The organism is Pelotomaculum schinkii (assembly GCF_004369205.1).
Classification (GTDB): domain Bacteria; phylum Bacillota; class Desulfotomaculia; order Desulfotomaculales; family Pelotomaculaceae; genus Pelotomaculum_C; species Pelotomaculum_C schinkii.
Window position 1 is genome coordinate 263710 of sequence record NZ_QFGA01000004.1, and the last position, 18836, is coordinate 282545.

Below are 18836 nucleotides of genomic sequence, written 5' to 3' on the forward strand. Positions count from 1 at the left end.
CATCTAAATCGGAGTTCTTATAAAGTTCAGGATGTAACAAATTTCTTTACAGAACATATGTTCTGTAATATGATAAAGACTGTAAGGAGTTGAGCGGGTTGGATGTTTTTCATAAGCTGAAAATATTGACCGGTGCGGCAAAATATGATGTGGCCTGTACTTCCAGCGGAGTGGATAGAAAGGCGGCTGCCGGGGGTATTGGCAGCGCAGTGGCCTGCGGCGTATGTCACAGCTTTGCGGCGGATGGACGATGTGTTTCGCTGTTAAAGGTGCTTATGACCAATGTTTGCGTCTATGATTGCCAATACTGCGTCAACCGCCGTTCTAACGACTCGCCGCGGACAACCTTTACACCTCGTGAGTTGGCGGAAGTGACCTTCAATTTTTACCGTCGCAATTACATTGAAGGTCTTTTTCTGAGTTCAGGTGTGCTTAAGAATCCCGACTATACCTGTGAGCAAATGCTGGAGGCTCTGCGCATACTGCGGGAGGAGTACCGTTTTGCCGGGTATATTCACGCCAAAATTATTCCGGGTGCCGACAGCCGACTGATTGACCGAATCGGCGCGCTGGCGGATCGGATAAGCGTGAATATTGAGCTTCCCTCTCAAAACGGTTTGCGGCTGCTGGCCCCGGACAAATCAAAGCACGCTATTTTGGGGCCGATGGGATACATTCATAACCACATAAAAGAGAGTTCCTCAGACAGGAAAAGATATCGGCACGGACCAAAGTTCGCCCCTGCTGGACAGAGCACCCAGATGATTATAGGAGCCACGCCGGACACGGATTTTCAGATTTTAAATTTAACCGAAAGCCTATATGAAACATACAAGCTAAACCGGGTTTTCTTTTCTGCTTATATGCCGGTAGCTGAAAACGCCATTTTGCCGGCCATAGGCACAAAACCGCAGCTTCTGCGGGAGCACCGCCTTTACCAGGCGGACTGGCTGCTGCGGTTTTACGGTTTTACCGCCCGGGAACTTTTGGACGAGCGGCACCAAAGCTTTAATCCCTATTTGGATCCCAAATGCAACTGGGCCCTTAACCATATGGAGTTTTTCCCAATGGACGTAAACCGTGCGTCCTATAACGACCTGCTCCGGGTGCCGGGCATCGGTGTAACAAGTGTTAAGCGGATTATAACTGCCCGCCGCACCGCTGCTCTCAATTTCGACGCGCTCAGAAAGCTGGGGGTCGTACTTAAACGCGCCCAGTATTTCATCACCTGCGGTGGTAAAATCGCGGACGGCCTGAAAATCACTTGGGATGCGGTGCTGAGGGCTTTGATGTCTGAAAAAGCCTGGGGCATGTATAACGAGAATTCCCCCCCGCATCCGGCAGCGGAGCAGCTTTCTCTTTTTGATGAGTCGTTATCCTGTCAGGAGGATGTTCAGAAATGCTTGACCGGTCAAATATGATTTATCTTTACGACGGCAGCTTCAATGGGTTGCTGTGCTGTGTCTTTGAGAGTTATGACAAGAGAGAAATGCCGGCGGAGATTTTAACACCGGACATACCGCAAGCCATACTCTTTCCGGTTAAAGAAATTATGACCGATCCGCAGAAAGCAAACCGGGTGCTGGCCTCTATTCCGAAAAAAATGGGGCATGCGGCCCTGGATTTCCTGCGGCATGCCTTTTTAACCTGTCTTCCTCAAAAGGAACTGCATATCCTGCGGTTTATGCGCATGGGCTACTGTCACGGCCCCTCCGTGATGGCTATCCTGGCCAATGACGCAATGCATATACTCTTTAAAGCCGTAAAGCATTTGAAAAACGAAAGCCACCTGCTGAAAGGGTTCCTGCGCTTTTCTGTTTTTCACAACGTCCTCGTAGGCGAAATAGAGCCTAAAAACTATGTACTTCCTTTGCTGAGGCAGCATTTCTGCCAACGCTATCCGGAGGAAAGCTTTTTTATTTTTGACAAAACCCATGGTATGGCGCTGGCGTACCACCCTTACCAGTCCGCAATCATTGCTGTTGAAGATCTGGTACTGCCCGAACCTGATAAAAAGGAACAATCTTTCCGCGAGCTGTGGCGGCTCTTCTACGAGACGATTGAGGTGAAGGGGCGGCACAACCCCCAGTGCCGTATGAGTCATATGCCAAAGCGCTACTGGAAATACATGACTGAATTTAACCGCCCGCAGGAATCCCTGCCAATGTCGGCATATCCCGGCGGTAAAAAACTTCTTGACGGCGGCTCCGACTTTATTAAAATGCACCCCCCACTATATTGACATTTAAGCTCCAGGTATAGCATCAAAAGATAGTAACCCTTTTGCTAATGTGCTGGAAAGAGCGGAGCAGACTGCAACCGAAGGTGATTATAAAAGATCGCTGGAACTTTACCTGTGTGTTCTTCACCAAATGCTCGCCCTGCTGGAGTCCGCCGATGATTCCGGTGGAGATATCGGGGGAGTTATTGAAAGCTCCTCAATGAAGCTGCAAGAAAAATCTACGACGGATGGTCCGATTGGCGGTTGAGCCTGCTGGAAACCTGTGCTAACCTTGTTATTGACGGTCATCAAAGGAGAATATTTGAAAGACAATTGAACTCGACCGTTGAAGAATTGAATAATTCAATAAAAGAATGGGCAAAGTCGGCTAAGTCTCTCCTTTTACATCTGGTACTATCTGCATCTTAAGGAATAAAGGGTACCCTGGGCCTCTTCCTTTGCGTGGAGACCGACCACTGCCGGCACACTGGAAGATTATCAAGGTATAGCATTTCAGTGGTCGGATAAACCTCTAACCAACGGAACTATCCTGTCAGTCTATTCATATTATATGCTAGAAATGACTGATTTTAAGAGGTGATGAATGGTGTATTACAATCAGGACTTTTATCATACACCCATCGTGTTTACTAAAGCACAAGTGGATGTAAGGAATTATATGCGTATGCTATGGGAACAGCATGATGTTTGGACATGGTCAACCATAACAAGCCTGGTATTTGGTTTGCCGAATGTAGACTCCGTTGTCGCTAGATTACTTCGTAATCCCGTAGATTTTGAGCATGCGCTGCAGCCTTACTACGGAGAAAGAATTGCTGCGAAATTTCGGGATTTGTTCAAGGAGCATCTTGTTATAGCTGCAGATCTTGTCAAAGCAGCAAAAGCCGGAGATAATAAGGCAGCAGCAGAAGCAGAAAGGAAATGGTATGCTAATGCTGATGCAATCGCTGTTTTCTTAGGAAATATCAATCCTTATTGGTCTCAGGAGCATTGGAGAAGGATGATGTACCGCCACCTAGCATTAGTTAAAGCAGAAGCAGTTAACATGCTTACCGGACAGTATGAGGCAAGCATCGCAGCGTATGATGAAAATGAGATACACACTTTAGGAATGGCTGACGTAATGGCTGAGGGAATAATTAAGCAGTTCCATATATATTAAGGGATTAGTTCCAAAAAATAATCGCTTATTTTTGAACATTGCACTTTATACCCCACTGACAAGGAGCCTGAAATTATTGGGCAGCCATATTACAACTTTGACTGCCTTGAATTATTCCACATGGAATAATATCGTTAAAAAGAGGCTTTTAGCCCCCCCATATTCAAATCAGCTTATCCATAGCTACAAACCCTATTACGGCTGCTCCCGGAACGTGACGCACCCCGTCCTCCGGGAAACCTTCGCCCCAATTATGGAACTAGCTTTGCGCAGGAGCGCGCGGGCTGCCATCACTGAGCTGTTTGTCTAATTCACGTCTGGCGGATTTGGGCCTGGTTGACCAGGACCGCCTCCTGGCCGGGTATCAAGATTACTGCGAACATGGCCAGCCTAACAGGGGCGAGCCCATTTACGCGGCGGTGACGTTGGAACTTATGGGTATATATGCCAACACTTTTGGCCTAAAGAATGATTATGACAATATCCAGCGACTAAAGAGCCAGGCCCAGAAGATATGCTAAAAACCGGGTGTTTTCTTTTGTGATGCTGCTGTTTTTTCTGTTCATCTATCTGATCATCATCGTCCAAGTCGCTGGGCCAAATGTTTCAATGAAATAGGTTGTATTTATCCTATCTTGCGTATAATATAAAAGTAGGAGGTGCTTTGAATGAATATTAACACAAATAGCCTGGTATCCATTACCGAGGCCAACCAGAATTTCTCCAAGGTGGCCCGCCTGGTTGATGAGAATGGTGTCGCAATCATTTTGAAAAACAATGTACCGCGGTACATTATTACCGAATTCAGCCAATATCAGGCGGAACAGGTGACGGATAACGAAGATGTGAAAAGCGTTGCTAGTCGCCTGATTGCCAAGCACCGTGCCGCATTCGAGAAACTTGCCAAATGAAACGGCTGAGTGTCCCGCAGATTGTGCTGATGCACAGCACATTGATTAAAGAAACCGGAGGCATGGACGGGATTCGTGATGAGAGCCTGCTGGATTCGGCGGTCAACGCCCCCTTTCAGACCTATGGCGGAGAATATCTGTATAAATCGCTGGAGGCGAAAGCGGCGCGGTTGGGTTATTTCCTCATTAAAAACCATCCCTTTGTTGACGGTAATAAAAGAATCGGGATGCTGGCTATGATGGTTTTTCTTGAACTGAACGGTACCGGCCTTGCCTGTACGGATCAAGATATCGTTGAAACAGGCTTAAGGATTGCCGCCGGTGAGATGGATGATAAAGAGCTTTTGGAGTGGATTCTAAGACATAATTAACCGTTTTTTTGCAAAAAAAACCTTGTTTTAAGCCAAAACAAGCTGCATCTAAATTGATCACACATTACAGAATTTTAGGTTGAAATAGATGCAAGTCCATTTCGGCCAGTAAATAGAAGGTTTTGCGGGCTTTCTGAGAGCAATTTCGGAAAGCCCGCTTTCCATAGATGCAACGCTTGTAGTGGCCCATAAGTTCCGCCCTAAGAAGGCTTATCCTTCCATTTTCGATTTGGGCCGGCAGGTAAGATATATACTAAGTACGAACCATCAGCATGTCATGATCATGACATTCCGGTGGTTTTATGATTGCACGATTGATTTGTACTTCGTGGGGAGTATGAAAAGAAAATATTGGGGGATAAAAATTGTGGTAGTTATAGTGTGCAACCAAAGGTTGCGCCTGAAGCAACGATAAATCTCTTTACGGAATTCAAATCCGTCACTATTATTAAACTACGAAAAAAATAAGAAGGGGGGATATTTATGGAATTATCAGCCCGGATAAAAGAGGAAAGAAATAAATTAAATCTATCCCAGGATGCGCTGGCTCACAAGCTTCATGTCAGTCGTCAAGCCATATCAAAATGGGAGAGAGGACAGAGCTATCCTGATTTGGAGAAACTGATTGAGTTTAGTGATATTTTCGGAATTACACTGGATGAACTGGTAAAAGGGGATAAAAAGCTGGAAAGGAAACTGGTCAATGATGGAGGAAATCTGATGAGAGGAAGATCTATTTTTGGATATGTACTAATTGCGGTCGGAATCCTGACAGGTTTCTGGGGCGGGAGTATGTATCCCGTCGGTCTCATGAATGAGGATTTTATGTCGTTTCTAATCGGTGCTTCTCTTCTGATTACGCTGGGAATCCCGCTCGTAAAGGATATCCCAAAGTGGATCGTCCTCGGGTCTCTTTATCTGACGCTTCTACTGTCCGTTGTATATATGATAAGCCTGAAGATGGGTTTATGGGTAACGCTCATTGGAATTGTAATGCTACTCGGCTTAGGGTGGTGGCTTACTACGAAAATAACAGATAAATGTTAAATTGAAATAGCAACCGAAGAAAATAAATCAATATAATGAAATGAAGACTTGGTGAAATGAACACCTTGATGAAAGAAGGAAGTTGAACGATGAAAAATCAAATCGTAATAATTGTAATTAGTTTCATTTGTCTAAGTATTCTAGCCGTATGCTTGTTTTATAAGAATGGTCCGTCACCGACTACGCAACAAAGTCAAGCAGACAGGACATCTCAGGTGAATGCCCAGGTCTTTACGCTTCAGGAATTAAGCAAATTTGACGGACAAAACGGGAATCCTGCCTATATCGCAGTTAATGGAATTGTGTATGATGTTACAAAAGTGCGACAGTGGAAAAACGGAAATCATCAAGGCTGTAGCGCCGGTAAAGATCTGACTGCAGACTTTCCTCATAAAGCCTCAATACTGGCCAAAGTTCCAATTGTGGGGAAACTTTCAGGAAATTAAGATTATTGTTCATCAAAGACAAAGAATTTTGTCGAAAGCCATCGTATAATCTTTTGATTGTACGCCGAGGCCCTTGCGGGGATCATTGAAAAGCTAGGCGGGGTTGACAAAGCCTTTATGTCCCTGATGCTGTATGTTTTTGCTATTTTGATTTCTGTTTACTGCCTGATGTCCGCCGGTATTCTGCGTGGAGAGGAATCGGCCAGAGAGAAACCTTTTTATCCCTGCCGGTGAAAAGGTCCGGATTTTGCCTGAGTCATCTTTTGTTTGTATTCCTTGGCACGGCGGTGATCGCTCTTGTCTCAGGTATTGGTGTTGGGCTGGGCGCGGCGCTCTCTACCGGGACGCCAGGTGAATTTACACGGCTGCTTCTGGAAATGGTCAGGAAAATCCCAGCTATTTGGGTCATGGGAGGCCTTGCCGTGTTTTTCTTTGGCCTGCTGCCCGGATGGATGAACGGGGCGAGTTTTGCTTTGCTGGTTTTATTTGTGATGTTGGAGGTGCTCTGGGAACAGCAGAGCATCAGCGCGGCGGTATATGGCCTGTCACCGTTCTCCTATGTGTATCCCGCAAACGATGTTGCTGTTTTCACGTTGGCGGGCCTGTGCCTTGTATCCGCTGCACTGGCCATACTGGGCCTTTATCTGTTCAAGCGTCGTGACCTGCAGACCTAACGCAATGTCAAAAGCGCGCCAAAGAGGCTAACAGGGCATTCTCCATGTCAGGGGTATGATTTTCGTTTTTTCATAAAAAGTATTACCAGCAGAACGAGAATGGCACATATAAGCAGTGGCGGCTCATCAAGCGTTACGGTGGGGATTTGTTCATTGTTGTTTAGAATTCTCTCCTGCAAATCCAGCAGTTCCTGTTCCTGCTCCGGTGTCTCAACCACAATGAATGCTGTCTGGGGTGTCAAGATTCTTGCCCTGAAGCCGGCTCGAATCAGTTCCAAAGGGTTCGGTTTCCCGTTCAACAAATATCTTTGCTGCGCCGCATCAAGAAGAATAGCGTCCTTATACCGGTTGCCTGTTAAAGTAATGCTGTCCGATTCCATATCGCCCAGCACTAATTCGCATGCATCATTGTCCGATACATAGATTCCATTGAAGTCAAGGACTGGCTCTACAATAGGGTTCTTTAATCTGCTTCCCGCCTTGTTGTCTTCATAAGAATATGGTGTTAAAGTCAGGTCGTGATTCAAAGCATAATAGAAAGGACTTTCAGGGAATCTGTCGGACAAAGGATAAATATTTTCAGGGAAAACAGCTCCGGGCATATTATCGGATACGGCAATTATAACTGGGAAACTTTTGCTGCTTTCTTTACTTAAAATCATTCTTACCGCCCTATAAAAATTGAACCCGCATTCGGTTTTAAATTTTGCCTTCTTCATATCCGCAAGAGAATGGGATTCAACTCTATGGGAAGCAAAAATCACTTCAGCCCGGGTGATTTTATTGGCCTTTGCATATTCTTCAATTTGCTCAATATGCCATGCTATGTCGCTGTTTTTTGAGCAGTCAATAACAAAGTGGTATTCGGGTGTTCTTTCAACACGCTTCAAACCGGCTTTTTGCAAAGGCGAAAGCAGGACCGCTCCTTCAACAGCTGTTTCTTTTTGCGCCACGTCTCCGCCCAGTGAAATAATATTGTTGTCCAAATTAATATTTAATGGATGATTGTGAAGAATTTCAAAGCCTGTCTGTCTTACCTCGTGTTCGTTGAATGGAAAGACACTGAGTTCCAAAGTATTCCTGCCTGTATAGTACAGCAGGCCCGGATCGCGGCGTGTGTTTACAATTTTCCGGTAAATGAACATGGCGGCCCGGCGGTCGGCAAGAATACCCTCTTTTCTTTCTCCGAGTACATCAAGGTAATAGTCGCTGATATATGCGCCTTCCGGCAGTTTGAAGGTAGTAACATACTCTCCATTTCCCTCTCCTGTAGGATTTTCCAGTGTCAAATCAACCCATGACCTGTACACTCCTGTTTCCTCAGAAAACTCTGTTTTGCTTTTCACAGCTGCAAGCCGTACCCGGTTATTTACCATATCCGAATTGGAAAGACCGGCGTCAATTAGACTGTGCCCCGAGTCAAAAAACAGATTTTCAAGTGCCAGGATATTGTGCTGTGATATGACCTTCCCATCCAGAACAAAATTTGTGTAAAAGGCTGATATTATGGGTGTGTTTCCAGGGGCATAACCAGTTATACCCCTTGTTAAATCATAGCTGCCCTTCACGTTTTTTAATGTTCTATGAAGGCGTGCCAAATCAATCGTTTTGGCAACCTCAACACTGTTATGATCCAAATACTGCACGGCAGCTTCAAAATTATCCTTATCGCTCCAGAATGTAGATATCATGCAGACGGGCAGGGTGATGATCCCGGCACAAAAGACAGCTATTATGCGAGGCGTTCCCCATGCCTTTGGCAGACCGGCCCATTCCTTGATTATATGCCAACCCTGCCAGATTGCAGCGAAGGCGGGCGCCAAAATGAAAATTCCCAATCCGTAAAAAACGAGCCCTACTGCTCCCATGGGGAGAATCGGCAGGAAGACGATGAAAAAATACAGTATATATGTATAACAAACCGCCTTCAGATAAAACACCAAGAGCCTGAGCTTTTGGTCCTTTACTGCAGGAAGCAGCATTAGGAATCCGTTTAACGCTGCAATAATATAGAAGGCAGGGCTTGAAAAATCGCCGAACATGCCGACGGAATCAGCACTGGACCAAAGGCCCGCTTTGCCCTGATTAATTGCCAGACCTCCCAATGGCAAGAGCAGCGATACAAAAGTTGTAATCATATAATACCTTTTGGTGGAAGGGCTGTTGCATGCACAGTCAGGATTTTCTCGCTTCCAAACAAGCAGCATTTTCACTGACAGCAGTGTTATTGTATAAACGCCTGCTATGATAGAGATCATAAGTATGGCGTTTAAATTGATGCCGTTTATAATATTCATCATTATAAACCAGATAAATGGAACTGCAATTAATCCAGCATAACCGGCTGTATCATTACTCTTTTCAGCTGATGTTGTGTTAAACGCTGTGCCGTATATGCCATACAAGACAGGGATCATGCATAATACGATAAACACCAGCCGCGGGCTGACAAAACCTGTTCTGTTAAATAAATCTTCATTGAACAGCAGCATACATGCTGTAAACAACGCATAAACAGTTGAAATTGCTGTGAATACCCTTGTGTCCGTGGAGGATTCCCTGCGTTTTATGAGGGCGTAAATTGAAAATATTCCCATTAACAGCAGAGTTACGGTGCCCGAGAGCGCTATTGATTCAATATTTAACTCTCCGGGCCTAAAGGTAAGGTAACCTAACAGCATCAGCTGAGGCAGTGTCACAAACAATAATATGTAAACGGGTTTAGTAACTGCTTTCATTATCATCACTTCCAATTAATTGATTGACTGCTATATAGCTTGCCGCCAGAGCTGCAAAATAAAGAGAAATGCCTATACCTGAATGCAGGAGTGCAAATTTCTCGTGGGTTACAAACGGTATCGAACCAACAATTCTGATACAGCTGATTAAGACCCCGGCTGCAGCAGCTCCGACAAGACATGTTATAAACCATAGCGCCTTGTGAAAGCCGTTAAAATGCTTTGCGAACATACAGGCATTCATTAAAAACATCAAAACAATAAAGTGATAACCCATACATTCCCGACCAATGTTGAATGTACAATCAATAGATGAATATCCAATCCCGTTTGTGTACACCAGCGGAATGTTGTAAAAAATCTCTGCCGCTTTTGCGTGAGGATAAAGTAATATCTTTAAGACAGCATCCTGTGTGGTTTTAAACCCATATATCAAATACAGACCAACCAGGACAGTAAGAAAATAAAAAAGAATATTCTGTACTTTATCTGTCATTGCCGTCATGCTCCGTATCCATGTATTCCAGAATATCGCCCGGTTGACACTTTAATGCCTTGCAGATTTCTTCCAGTGTGGAAAATCGAATTGCCCTTGCTTTGTTGTTTTTTAGAATTGATAAATTTGCAGGAGTGATGTTTACCAGTTCCGCAAGCTCTATCAGCCCAATTTTTCTTTTTGCCATCATTACGTCCAGATTAACGATAATCGGCACTGTTCATCACTCCTTACACCGTTAAGTCATTTTCTTCTTTATACTGTACCGCCTGTTTGAACACATCTGCCAGAACCAGCGAGAACAAGCCCGCGATAGCAAAGATAATAACAATGATGGCTGTTGCCAGTGTAAACCAGAACAAGCATTTTGTTATGTATAAAGCTGAAATGACAAAAGAGGCAGCTGCCATTTTCCGCAGAGCGTCGACATTTTTCATGGTAAACGGGTCGGTATGCAAAAGCGTTTGAAAAATACATCTCAGCGTCCATAAAATATAGAGCGCTGCGATGCCTGACAACATTAGTACAGCTGTTAATTGCAGGCGGATGCCTTCAGCTATAAGGGCATGTGGAATCAGCTTGTAAATAATTACCGGAACAGATGCGCAAACCAGAATACCGCTGTAAAACATAAAATCCATTAGTATCTTGGTAAGGTGGTGTAGAGTTTTTTTATTTTGCATGAAAAAGACCTCCCGAGAACTTTATCAAGCAGCATTATAGCACGATGGATTTTGAAATACAATATATTTTTATTGATAAACAATAAATTTACATTGAAATTCAATATATAATGCGGGTCGAGTCTAGCGGTATAATTAGCTGCTTAATGCAGTTACGTCCTACCCGCGTAGTGATTGCTTATCCTGTGATAAAATAAAAGAGAATGGAAAAAGGAGGGCATGCATTATGGAGCAACAAACAAAACCCCTGGGAGAATAGCCGGCTTGTTGATAGCCTGGGTAGATGAATCAACCATTTATGGAATATATGGCTAAGGATGCTAATAGATTAGGAATCCCAAATAGAAACAAATTTGTAGACCAACGCATACGCTGTCTAAAATCTTGCTCATCGGAATAATTTGCTCTAACCCTATCTCCGCTGACTAATGCTCCAGAAAAAATAGCAGCTAATACCATTGGCACAACCCCAACCATTAGCAATCCGTTAACGACCATATTGGGGTTATCAAGAAATAAAGAGACAACCAGGCCTGAAATTGCAATAACTAAACCAATAATAAATGAACGCATAAAATACACCTGCTCCTTTGAATTTTTTATTTCCAATATATTCATGTTGATTGATCTGTAAGTATGATTTCATCTAGTAATAATTTCCATATAAAATCGTGTCCTCCTTTTTTTATTTCAGGAATAAAAAATATGCGCACAAATTGCTACAACTATAGATAACCAACTGAAAACTAGACCTTCAATTTAACAATGTCCGGCGATACTTATAATAATAATCTCAAATAATTCGTCTAATGCGATTTTACGGCGTCAGGTTGACACTGTCAAATGCGTGGGCTTCGTTGACGATCCAGGCATGGAAGATATATAATACGGGACGATAGGAATTTTGAAAAGGAGAATAGCTATGATTACTCTAACCAATGAAGAATTGCAATACCTGGAAATTGATAGTTTCCTGCCCAAGATGTTTAACAGTTTTCACTTTAGCGGCAAAAGCCTCATGGGTTATGAAATGATTCTCAATGTAAAATCCCCCTTATCGGAAAGGCTAACTGAAGAGTATCACAATAATTCAGGTGAACCTCCTGTAATGATGAAAATGCTAAATACCCAATTTATAATCAAAAGCCTGGAAACAACACCAACCCGGAAGCTTATAGTGGAAACCACCGGCAAGGCGGATAGTTTACACGATCTGGTAGCAGCCGGTTTAAAAATTAATACTTCGGCGGAATCGAGAGATCCTTCTTTTTAGGAGATCGTAGTGTCCTGCATTAACCGGTATTATTTATACGGTTACCCTCATATTGGCCCCCTAAAAGTATCCTACGAATTAACGCTGACACCGTTTGGTCTTTAACGGAAAAGAACCTGATATTTGGACTGGTTGGAAAGGCCCGATTTTTACCACCAGCCCTTTTTCTTTGATGATTCAATCATCCTGTCCATTGAAGCGACTTCAAAGCCCAAAAAAATATCATTGATATTGTCAGGCGCCTGTTGCCGGTATGTACTTTAGCTATGGCTCAGCAGCAAGGCGATATATAGTGAATCCCCCCAAATCACGATCCCGTTCCATGTGCCCTTGAATATATCTCGCCAAAAGCACTGGATGCAGTGAAGGATAATTCAACTGAGGGCCCAGGAAAACAGTGTCAATTTCCCGCCGGGAAATGGCTGCGATAACTTCTGATTCTCCGCTGCGGCCGAAAGCCGTGGCCAGCGGATAATCAAAAGAGGTGGGGTTTTTCAAGCCGGACACGAGGTAGTAGAACCCGGCATAAGGACTGAGGATAAATGCCCGTTCATTTAAAGCAACTTCTTCAGTAAAGCTTTGGGCAAAGCTGTGGATCTCTTTCAGCTTATCGCTATTAATTAAGACGCCGCGAAAATGAGGAAGGTTCGATATCTGATAGTCAGCGGTTGAAACCTTCACCAAGGGATTAATAAGCATAAAAGCCAGGCCGGTACCGAACCATAATACCGGTCCTGCTTGAATCAGACGTATCCATCGCGTGGTCAGGTACGGTTTGGCCAGGAGCCAGGCATAAGTCAACCCGATCAGGAGTTCGGGAATCACAAAAGTCAAGTGTGTTCTGCTGGCGCGTGGGAATATCCCTAAGAAGGCGGCGCCGACAAAAAGAAACACTGTTGTTGTTAAATTCCGCTTATCATTACCGGGATGAAGCCAGGCTGCCAGAAGGGCGCCAAACGTTAGAAGTGGTAAAAGGAACGGCGCCAGCAGGTAAATCTTTTTCAAATTATCTAAGGACCCTATATTTCTAAGGAGATCCGCTAACTGGTTGAGCCCGTCGAGATAAGAGATTCTTCCCAGGCGGATATATGTCCCTTTGTTGAAAAATCCGTAATCAAGGAGTTTTTCGGTTCCGCCGCTGAACCAGACCGGCAGGAAAACCAGCGCTGAGACTAAAAAAAATGCGGACAAAACGATAATAATATCAGCCGGCTTGCTCTGCCTCTTCGATCGTATGGAGCTGGAATTGAAGGTTAGCGTTAGTAAAAGCGCACCCAGAGCATAAATTCCAATATTTTGTTTCGATGCAAAACACAGCCCCGCGGCCAATTCGGCCGCAGCCAAAGCGCCTGTGGATTTGCCCTTGACGGCACGGTTTACCGCCTTTCCGCTTTTTGTCCACACTAGAGTGGCATAAAAGCATATGAGAAAGAAAAGATTTGCCAGGGGTTGGTAAACAGCAACCTCGGGCGGCGCATAGACTATCAGCGCCAGGACCAACAGGTATGGAAATCCCTGATTGAAGCCAAGCGCCTGGACGATTCGGCAAGATAAAAGAACAGTCAACACCAGACAGAGCGCCGTGATTCCTTTAACGACCAGGATCTCCGTACCGAATAAAGCGGTAAAGATAGCGGTCAGGTAGATCGAGAGGGGGGTGGCGCCAAAAAACACGTCGCGATAAAGGACCTCCCCCGATGTAACGCGGTGCGCCACCTGTAAAAACCAGCTTGCATCCGCCATATTGAAACCCTCGGTGATACTAAGACAAAAGCATAAGGCAAACAAGCTCAACCCGCTGAAAATCCAGAAACTTAACCTCACCTGAACCGGGTTGGTTTTTACCTGTAAGGGGCATTCTTCCTTGATACCGCTCACGGCAGCTCGCCTCTGAAGAGCTGGAATGGTAAGAATGGACGCCAGATAACCACCCGTTCCAATGTACTTTCAAGCCTGGCCCCCCACGGCCTGTTCACCAAAAAAGGTGGAAAGAACCCAAAGCGAGTCATTTTAAGCCGGCGGAAACCGGCTTCCTTCATCGCATGGAAGACTGAAGACGGACGCATGCGCATAATGCCTTTGTCGCCCTGCCATGTCATCTCGGGTGTGACCAGGAGCTGGACGTAGTAAAGGAAGTTGTATGGATTTGGCTCGAGGAAAGATACGCGCCCCCCGTGTTTTAACAGGCGGGTTATAGCTTTGAAACACAGCGGCAGGCTATGAAGATGGTGAAGGACAAAAAAGCCTACAACCGCGTCAAACTGCCCATCCAACGCAGGGGGATGATCGGCTATATCCGTGCAGTGCAAAGAAATATTATAGCGCCCGCCGTCAAATAAGCGCAGTTGTTCCAAGAGAAACGGTGAGAGATCGAGGCCTTCCACCTGCAAACCCCGCTGAGCCAAAAGGAGAGTGTACCGGCCCTTACCGCAACCGACCTCCAACAGCCGCTCGCCCGGCACAATGCCGGCAAAGCGCAGCAGTTCATCGACGTGGCGCCGCAGGTAAAGGGTTTCCTGCGGTACCATGTGAGGTTTTTTTGAATGCTCATAATAGCGCGTCTGCATCAGATTGTGCCTGTGTAATTCTTGCCGGTAATCTTGGTTCAAGACTCTTTTCCCCTCCCAATGGATTTTCAACGGCGTGGAGAAAACGGACTCCGGTGTATGTTTTAACTGGAACCGGACTGACGAAATGCCCCGGAAAGGGTTTGCCGCTGTTCCATTTCCAGGCAAGAACCCGGGCAGCTGTGAGACAGCCGGTTCTCAGGCGCTTCCAGGAGCTATAGGCGGAGCCGCCGTCAGGACGGCGGGCCCGTACCACCGGAACAGAAGCCACGGACAGCCCGGTGCAGCCAATCATGGCCACTGCGAAAGGATGGGGCTCATTGATGGCCAGAAGGCGTTCACCCATTTGCCGGCTTATCACAAAAAACATGCCGGCGTCAGCGGGAACGCCGCACAAAAGGTGAAGTAGTCCCTTGAAAAGGCGGGAGGTGACCAGCCTCAACCTTGATTCATAGCGACCGCGCCTGCCGGCAAAAACGGCGTCGAACCCCTCCTTCATCTTGGACAGAAGGACAGGAATTGCCTCCGGCGGATCCTGCAGATCCGCATCCATCACTACCATAGCTTTACCCCTGGCAAATCTCAGCCCGGTCAACGCTGCCCGGTGTTGACCGGTATTTTGTTCCAGGGCCAGCGCGGCTACCCGGGAATCATCCCGGGCCAGTTCCTCCAGGACGGCAAAGGAGCCTTCGGGGCAGGAGTCGTCCACGAAAATAATTTCATAACTGCTCCGTCCTGTTTCAAAAACTTTACGCAGGCGGCTATGAAGTTCGCGAAGTGTTTCCCGGTTCCGGTATACAGGAATAACAACGGTGACCTCCGGGTCTTGAAGAGCAGCTGCTGCAGGCGCTTCATCATTTGTCCTTCCCCGGAACGGTAACTGAGTTTCATATGGCATTTCAAACCTCCGTTTGCAATGGCGCAAAACTGCCGGGACCGGAAACAGCGTCCCTTGCTCCCGGACCTGGTAATTCCTGCGAAAGGCCATCGTAGTCATCCTGATGAAGAAGAAACCAGGCGATGGTTTTCTCCAGCCCGGCCCGGAGCGGATGCCGGGGCTCCCACCCCAGCAAGCTCCCGGCCTTCCCAATATCGGCCACCCAGTGGGCTTTATCGGAGGCACGAGCGGGGTAAGCCCCCACCCGTACCTTGATCCGCCGTCCGGTCACGGCTTGAATCAGGTCAACGACTTCCTCGTTGCTCCATTGCTTTCCGGTCCCTATATTAATGATTTCACCGGTACAGATCCTTACCGCTCTCAGGGCAAGCAGGCAAGCTTCCACCAGGTCTTCGACAAAAATAAAATCCCGCCGGAAGCCGGCGGCAGTCAAAGCCAGCTCATGGTCACCCAGTGCTGCCCTGATAGCTGTAGGAATAAGGCGTGACGGTGATTCCCAGGGGCCGTAGACTGAAAATGCCCTCAGCGCCACAACCGGCCGGCCGTTCGCTCTGGCATGCTGCTGGCAAAGCAGTGTCGCCGCAGCCTTGGCCGTACCATAGAAAGTTAGAGGCTCCGGGCAGTCCAATTCCCGCATGGGCCCGTGCTTCGCGCCGTATTCCGAAGAGCCCCCCAAATGAACAAAGAGCTGATAGTCCAAAGGCGCAGTTGCCTCTAAAAGGTTAAATGTACCAAGAATATTGGTTCTTAAAATCTCGTAGCGCTCCTGAAAAGCAGGAGATACGCCCTGTGCCGCGAGATGATAAATAATTTCCGGGCTTGTTTCCAGCACTATTTTTTTCAGCCCTTCACGGTCAGTTATGTCTACTGCATGAAGGTATAAATCAGGAAGTAGTTTTTCAATTCTCCACAAGTTTGAGTTCGGTCGGATAATTGCATGGACTTCAGCGCCGTACCGGAGCAGCGCCTGAACCAGATTGGCGCCAATAAACCCTGCCGCTCCGGTAACCAGTACGTGCCTGCCCTGTAGTTCATGCATAACAGAGGGGCTCCTTTCTGTCCCTGGACCGCGACATCACGCCGCGCCAGGCCCGGACCGCGTTTTCGAGAGCGTGCCGGTCCCGGGCCACGTCCTCAGGCGACCTCTGTTGTGCTTCTTTCAGCGCTCCAAGAAGGCGGTGAATCTCGGCGGCCATATCACGCCCCCGGATATCCCTGTGAAAAGAGCGCCGTAAAAAACTGTAACGGCAGCCCAGCCTGGCCATTTCAGCAATGAGCAGGCGGCAGGGGATGGGGTGGCCGCGTTCCGGCAAGGTAAGCCCGCCAAAGCCGAATGGAACTGTGAAAAAAGGCCGGGTATTCTCAACCGTTCCATCAACCAGGGCAGTAAAGATATTTGGTGTTTTTCGCTCAATGGCCAGATCGTTTAAGCCGGCGTAGACCCGGGATAACGGCAGGCGGGCTAATTGTCCGGCAAGCTTAAGCGCGGCAACGGTCTCAACTAAAATACCCACTCCACAACGGCCTCCGGCCCAGTCCAGAACCATTTCAACTTCTTCCAACGTCCGGACCATGGGGAGCAGAATTTCATCTGCTCCAGCTTTAACAGCCTGCGCCACTTCTTCTGCTGTTGTCGTGCCGTAACCGTTTATCCGGCAAATGACCTTCGCTTCGGTGCAGGCCCGAACCCGTCGCAAGTCTTCAAGGGTATCATAATTAATTTGGGTATCGGCCAGAGCTTGTCGCTGTTCCTTGTTCAGGGATTCCCAGTCAACCATGATGCTGTCAATCCCTGCGGCAACCGCTTGCCGGATGAATACAGGATCGGTCGAAAAAAGCACCAGTTCAAACTTATCAGTCATACTTACCTCCTCCCGTAGACAACAACCAGCGACGAATCCCAGGGCCCACGGGTGAGCTTTCCAAGTTTTATTTCTAATACGTTACCTGCCTTCAGAAGACAGTGCCTTCCATAAAAAATGAAAAATCTTCATCCCGGTTTACAATATATGAATTTGTTCTGGCTTATGACAGATAGGTTTTGATGTATCTTTTTGCCAAATCATGCTTGGCCGCGAGTCCGCCGATATAAGATTGACCTGGAAAATTTATTGTGATATACTCACAACAGACAACCTTAGTATATTACATAAGTTGTCAGTATGTATTAAACTTAATATTACTCCATATTCGCTTAATTCTTCTTTAGGAGAAGCGGGGGAACCAATTTCCGGGGGTGAATCGATAGTCGGCCGGACTTCAACCGGTTGCCGGCATCGTAGGGCTACTCTTTCGGCCCGAATCCGTCAGCTAACTTCGTAGGCGTTGAAAGGGAGGAAACAGGCGGTCTATAACCAGGCTTGGGCCTGCTTGACCTCTTTTACCCCCGGAAGATATATGCCGGGGGCTTTGTGTTCCTGGAATGGGGTGGCTAAATAATGGCTGCATGAAGCTGCGAGCAATCAGAATAAAAGTCAGGAGGTATGCCGCTTGAAAATTACGATTGGGATGTTCGGCTTTGGCAGGACGGGGTCAGTGGTGGCCAAAGAGATCATAAAAGATGAAATCTGCGAGTTAAGCTGGGTATTGAGAAAATCAACAGCCATGGAAGGCAAATATGCAAGCCGCTTGTTAGGCTTTGATCATAATGAAGGAATGATCTATTCTATAGAAGATATAGATTCCGAAGCTTTTTATCAAGATAATCATGTGGATGTAATCATTGACTTTTCATCTGCCAGTGCGATTGAGAATTATGAACAAGCGGCCCAGTATGGAACTCGCATCGTGTCGGCTATCTCAAAATATGATAGATTTCATCTGGAGCAGTTAAAGGCGCTGGGCAAGCAAACGGCGGTGTTGTATTCTCCTAACATCACTCTGGGCATTAATTTCTTGATCGAGGCTTCTAAAGTACTGCAAAGGATCGCTCCCCACGCTGATATCGAAATTATCGAAGAGCATTTCCGTGATAAAAGGGATGTTTCTGGAACAGCTTTGAGGATTGCGGAAGACCTGGGTCTTGATAAAAGGCAACATGTGAATTCCATCCGCGTTGGGGGGATAGTCGGTAAACATGAAGTGATTTTTGGCCTTCCCAATCAGACCATACGGATAGTACATGAATCATTAAATAGGGCGGCTTTTGGACAAGGAGCTATTTATGCTGCCAAATGGTTGATGGGTAAAGACAAAGGTATCTACACTATGGAGGAAGCTGTGGCCTTGAACTTTGTCAATAATACCCATGTTTTTGAAGTTGATGAGTAACTTGTTGGATTATAACAGAGTTCATTCCAACGGGGCGCGCATGCACTCCAATAGGATC

The 18836-nt window shown here is 46.4% G+C and carries 22 protein-coding genes and 1 riboswitch; of the genes, 12 read left to right on the plus strand and 10 right to left on the minus strand.

Annotated features, from left to right (window positions below; all coding sequences use genetic code 11):
- Nucleotides 1-98: 98 nt before the first annotated feature.
- The 10 genes from Psch_RS20330 (at nucleotide 99) to Psch_RS20375 (ending at nucleotide 6853) form a co-directional block, all read left to right on the plus strand.
- Nucleotides 99-1421, plus strand: coding sequence for a putative DNA modification/repair radical SAM protein (locus tag Psch_RS20330; RefSeq protein ID WP_190259519.1), 1323 nt, complete (start codon nucleotides 99-101; stop codon nucleotides 1419-1421).
- Nucleotides 1400-2242 carry a TIGR03915 family putative DNA repair protein gene (locus Psch_RS20335; RefSeq protein WP_190259520.1) on the plus strand — a complete coding sequence of 281 codons (843 nt, stop codon included), beginning with the start codon at nucleotides 1400-1402 and terminating at the stop codon, nucleotides 2240-2242. The genes Psch_RS20330 and Psch_RS20335 overlap by 22 nt, the downstream gene beginning before the upstream one ends.
- A gap of 49 nt (nucleotides 2243-2291) precedes the next feature.
- Nucleotides 2292-2489 carry a hypothetical protein gene (locus tag Psch_RS20340; RefSeq protein WP_190259521.1) on the plus strand — a complete coding sequence of 66 codons (198 nt, stop codon included), beginning with the start codon at nucleotides 2292-2294 and terminating at the stop codon, nucleotides 2487-2489.
- Nucleotides 2490-2825: 336 nt separating this feature from the next.
- Nucleotides 2826-3404, plus strand: coding sequence for an acetylglutamate kinase (locus Psch_RS20345; RefSeq protein ID WP_243124268.1), 579 nt, complete (start codon nucleotides 2826-2828; stop codon nucleotides 3402-3404).
- A gap of 302 nt (nucleotides 3405-3706) precedes the next feature.
- Nucleotides 3707-3925, plus strand: a complete 219-nt coding sequence (locus Psch_RS20350) for a hypothetical protein (RefSeq protein ID WP_190259522.1) — start codon at nucleotides 3707-3709, stop codon at nucleotides 3923-3925.
- A 147-nt stretch (nucleotides 3926-4072) separates the two neighbouring features.
- On the plus strand, nucleotides 4073-4315 hold the full coding sequence (locus Psch_RS20355; RefSeq protein WP_190259523.1) for a type II toxin-antitoxin system Phd/YefM family antitoxin: 243 nt from the start codon (nucleotides 4073-4075) through the stop codon (nucleotides 4313-4315).
- Nucleotides 4312-4686, plus strand: coding sequence for a type II toxin-antitoxin system death-on-curing family toxin (locus tag Psch_RS20360; RefSeq protein ID WP_190259524.1), 375 nt, complete (start codon nucleotides 4312-4314; stop codon nucleotides 4684-4686). The genes Psch_RS20355 and Psch_RS20360 overlap by 4 nt, the downstream gene beginning before the upstream one ends.
- A gap of 483 nt (nucleotides 4687-5169) precedes the next feature.
- Nucleotides 5170-5733 carry a helix-turn-helix domain-containing protein gene (locus tag Psch_RS20365; RefSeq protein ID WP_190259525.1) on the plus strand — a complete coding sequence of 188 codons (564 nt, stop codon included), beginning with the start codon at nucleotides 5170-5172 and terminating at the stop codon, nucleotides 5731-5733.
- A gap of 89 nt (nucleotides 5734-5822) precedes the next feature.
- Nucleotides 5823-6179, plus strand: a complete 357-nt coding sequence (locus tag Psch_RS21315; RefSeq protein WP_243124269.1) for a cytochrome b5 domain-containing protein — start codon at nucleotides 5823-5825, stop codon at nucleotides 6177-6179.
- Nucleotides 6180-6442: 263 nt separating this feature from the next.
- Nucleotides 6443-6853 (plus strand): hypothetical protein, encoded by a 411-nt coding sequence (locus tag Psch_RS20375; protein ID WP_190259526.1) that lies wholly within the window; start codon nucleotides 6443-6445, stop codon nucleotides 6851-6853.
- Between the two features lie 47 nt (nucleotides 6854-6900).
- On the opposite strand, the gene Psch_RS20380 is transcribed toward Psch_RS20375, so the two are convergent.
- The 5 genes from Psch_RS20380 to Psch_RS20400 all read right to left on the minus strand — a co-directional run bounded on the left by Psch_RS20380 (nucleotide 6901) and on the right by Psch_RS20400 (nucleotide 11343).
- Complete coding sequence (locus Psch_RS20380; RefSeq protein ID WP_190259527.1) at nucleotides 6901-9591, minus strand: MSEP-CTERM sorting domain-containing protein; 2691 nt, start codon at nucleotides 9589-9591, stop codon at nucleotides 6901-6903.
- Nucleotides 9575-10087, minus strand: a complete 513-nt coding sequence (xrtK, locus tag Psch_RS20385; protein ID WP_190259528.1) for an exosortase K — start codon at nucleotides 10085-10087, stop codon at nucleotides 9575-9577. The genes Psch_RS20380 and xrtK overlap by 17 nt, the downstream gene beginning before the upstream one ends.
- Nucleotides 10077-10304, minus strand: a complete 228-nt coding sequence (locus Psch_RS20390) for a helix-turn-helix domain-containing protein (protein WP_134218638.1) — start codon at nucleotides 10302-10304, stop codon at nucleotides 10077-10079. The genes xrtK and Psch_RS20390 overlap by 11 nt, the downstream gene beginning before the upstream one ends.
- Before the next feature lie 13 nt (nucleotides 10305-10317).
- Nucleotides 10318-10770, minus strand: a complete 453-nt coding sequence (locus tag Psch_RS20395) for a DUF2975 domain-containing protein (RefSeq protein WP_134218639.1) — start codon at nucleotides 10768-10770, stop codon at nucleotides 10318-10320.
- A 288-nt stretch (nucleotides 10771-11058) separates the two neighbouring features.
- Nucleotides 11059-11343, minus strand: coding sequence for a DUF5316 domain-containing protein (locus tag Psch_RS20400; protein ID WP_134218640.1), 285 nt, complete (start codon nucleotides 11341-11343; stop codon nucleotides 11059-11061).
- A 349-nt stretch (nucleotides 11344-11692) separates the two neighbouring features.
- On the opposite strand from Psch_RS20400, the gene Psch_RS20405 reads away from it, so the two are divergent.
- Complete coding sequence (locus tag Psch_RS20405; RefSeq protein ID WP_134218641.1) at nucleotides 11693-12043, plus strand: hypothetical protein; 351 nt, start codon at nucleotides 11693-11695, stop codon at nucleotides 12041-12043.
- A 264-nt stretch (nucleotides 12044-12307) separates the two neighbouring features.
- On the opposite strand, the gene Psch_RS20410 is transcribed toward Psch_RS20405, so the two are convergent.
- Genes Psch_RS20410 through Psch_RS20430 form a run of 5 tightly spaced genes read right to left on the minus strand, consistent with a single transcriptional unit; the run spans nucleotide 12308 to nucleotide 17370 of the window.
- Nucleotides 12308-13921, minus strand: a complete 1614-nt coding sequence (locus Psch_RS20410) for a glycosyltransferase family 39 protein (RefSeq protein ID WP_190259529.1) — start codon at nucleotides 13919-13921, stop codon at nucleotides 12308-12310.
- Complete coding sequence (locus Psch_RS20415) at nucleotides 13918-14652, minus strand: class I SAM-dependent methyltransferase (protein WP_134218643.1); 735 nt, start codon at nucleotides 14650-14652, stop codon at nucleotides 13918-13920. The genes Psch_RS20410 and Psch_RS20415 overlap by 4 nt, the downstream gene beginning before the upstream one ends.
- The gene (locus Psch_RS20420; RefSeq protein WP_190259530.1) at nucleotides 14591-15508 is read right to left on the minus strand and encodes a glycosyltransferase family 2 protein; all 918 of its coding nucleotides are present in this window, start codon (nucleotides 15506-15508) and stop codon (nucleotides 14591-14593) included. The genes Psch_RS20415 and Psch_RS20420 overlap by 62 nt, the downstream gene beginning before the upstream one ends.
- 1 nt (nucleotide 15509) lies before the next feature.
- Nucleotides 15510-16547, minus strand: a complete 1038-nt coding sequence (locus Psch_RS20425; RefSeq protein ID WP_134218645.1) for an NAD-dependent epimerase/dehydratase family protein — start codon at nucleotides 16545-16547, stop codon at nucleotides 15510-15512.
- The gene (locus Psch_RS20430) at nucleotides 16540-17370 is read right to left on the minus strand and encodes an aldolase/citrate lyase family protein (RefSeq protein WP_134218646.1); all 831 of its coding nucleotides are present in this window, start codon (nucleotides 17368-17370) and stop codon (nucleotides 16540-16542) included. Before Psch_RS20430 ends, Psch_RS20425 begins: the two co-directional genes overlap by 8 nt.
- A gap of 319 nt (nucleotides 17371-17689) precedes the next feature.
- Nucleotides 17690-17849: riboswitch (cyclic di-AMP (ydaO/yuaA leader) on the plus strand.
- Between the two features lie 149 nt (nucleotides 17850-17998).
- On the opposite strand from Psch_RS20430, the gene Psch_RS20435 reads away from it, so the two are divergent.
- Nucleotides 17999-18778 carry a 4-hydroxy-tetrahydrodipicolinate reductase gene (locus Psch_RS20435; RefSeq protein ID WP_205079559.1) on the plus strand — a complete coding sequence of 260 codons (780 nt, stop codon included), beginning with the start codon at nucleotides 17999-18001 and terminating at the stop codon, nucleotides 18776-18778.
- Nucleotides 18779-18836: the final 58 nt, after the last annotated feature.

What these genes read in the sequence shown, in the direction of transcription:
- Psch_RS20355 (WP_190259523.1), top strand. Translation starts at nt 4,073, where the DNA reads ATGAATATTAACACAAATAGCCTGGTATCCATTACCGAGGCCAACCAG.
- Psch_RS20430 (WP_134218646.1), bottom strand. Translation starts at nt 17,370, where the DNA reads ATGACTGATAAGTTTGAACTGGTGCTTTTTTCGACCGATCCTGTATTC.
- Psch_RS21315 (WP_243124269.1), top strand. Translation starts at nt 5,823, where the DNA reads ATGAAAAATCAAATCGTAATAATTGTAATTAGTTTCATTTGTCTAAGT.
- Psch_RS20405 (WP_134218641.1), top strand. Translation starts at nt 11,693, where the DNA reads ATGATTACTCTAACCAATGAAGAATTGCAATACCTGGAAATTGATAGT.
- Psch_RS20335 (WP_190259520.1), top strand. Translation starts at nt 1,400, where the DNA reads ATGCTTGACCGGTCAAATATGATTTATCTTTACGACGGCAGCTTCAAT.
- Psch_RS20345 (WP_243124268.1), top strand. Translation starts at nt 2,826, where the DNA reads ATGGTGTATTACAATCAGGACTTTTATCATACACCCATCGTGTTTACT.
- xrtK (WP_190259528.1), bottom strand. Translation starts at nt 10,087, where the DNA reads ATGACAGATAAAGTACAGAATATTCTTTTTTATTTTCTTACTGTCCTG.
- Psch_RS20395 (WP_134218639.1), bottom strand. Translation starts at nt 10,770, where the DNA reads ATGCAAAATAAAAAAACTCTACACCACCTTACCAAGATACTAATGGAT.
- Psch_RS20425 (WP_134218645.1), bottom strand. Translation starts at nt 16,547, where the DNA reads ATGCATGAACTACAGGGCAGGCACGTACTGGTTACCGGAGCGGCAGGG.
- Psch_RS20380 (WP_190259527.1), bottom strand. Translation starts at nt 9,591, where the DNA reads ATGAAAGCAGTTACTAAACCCGTTTACATATTATTGTTTGTGACACTG.
- Psch_RS20420 (WP_190259530.1), bottom strand. Translation starts at nt 15,508, where the DNA reads ATGCCATATGAAACTCAGTTACCGTTCCGGGGAAGGACAAATGATGAA.
- Psch_RS20400 (WP_134218640.1), bottom strand. Translation starts at nt 11,343, where the DNA reads ATGCGTTCATTTATTATTGGTTTAGTTATTGCAATTTCAGGCCTGGTT.
- Psch_RS20365 (WP_190259525.1), top strand. Translation starts at nt 5,170, where the DNA reads ATGGAATTATCAGCCCGGATAAAAGAGGAAAGAAATAAATTAAATCTA.
- Psch_RS20360 (WP_190259524.1), top strand. Translation starts at nt 4,312, where the DNA reads ATGAAACGGCTGAGTGTCCCGCAGATTGTGCTGATGCACAGCACATTG.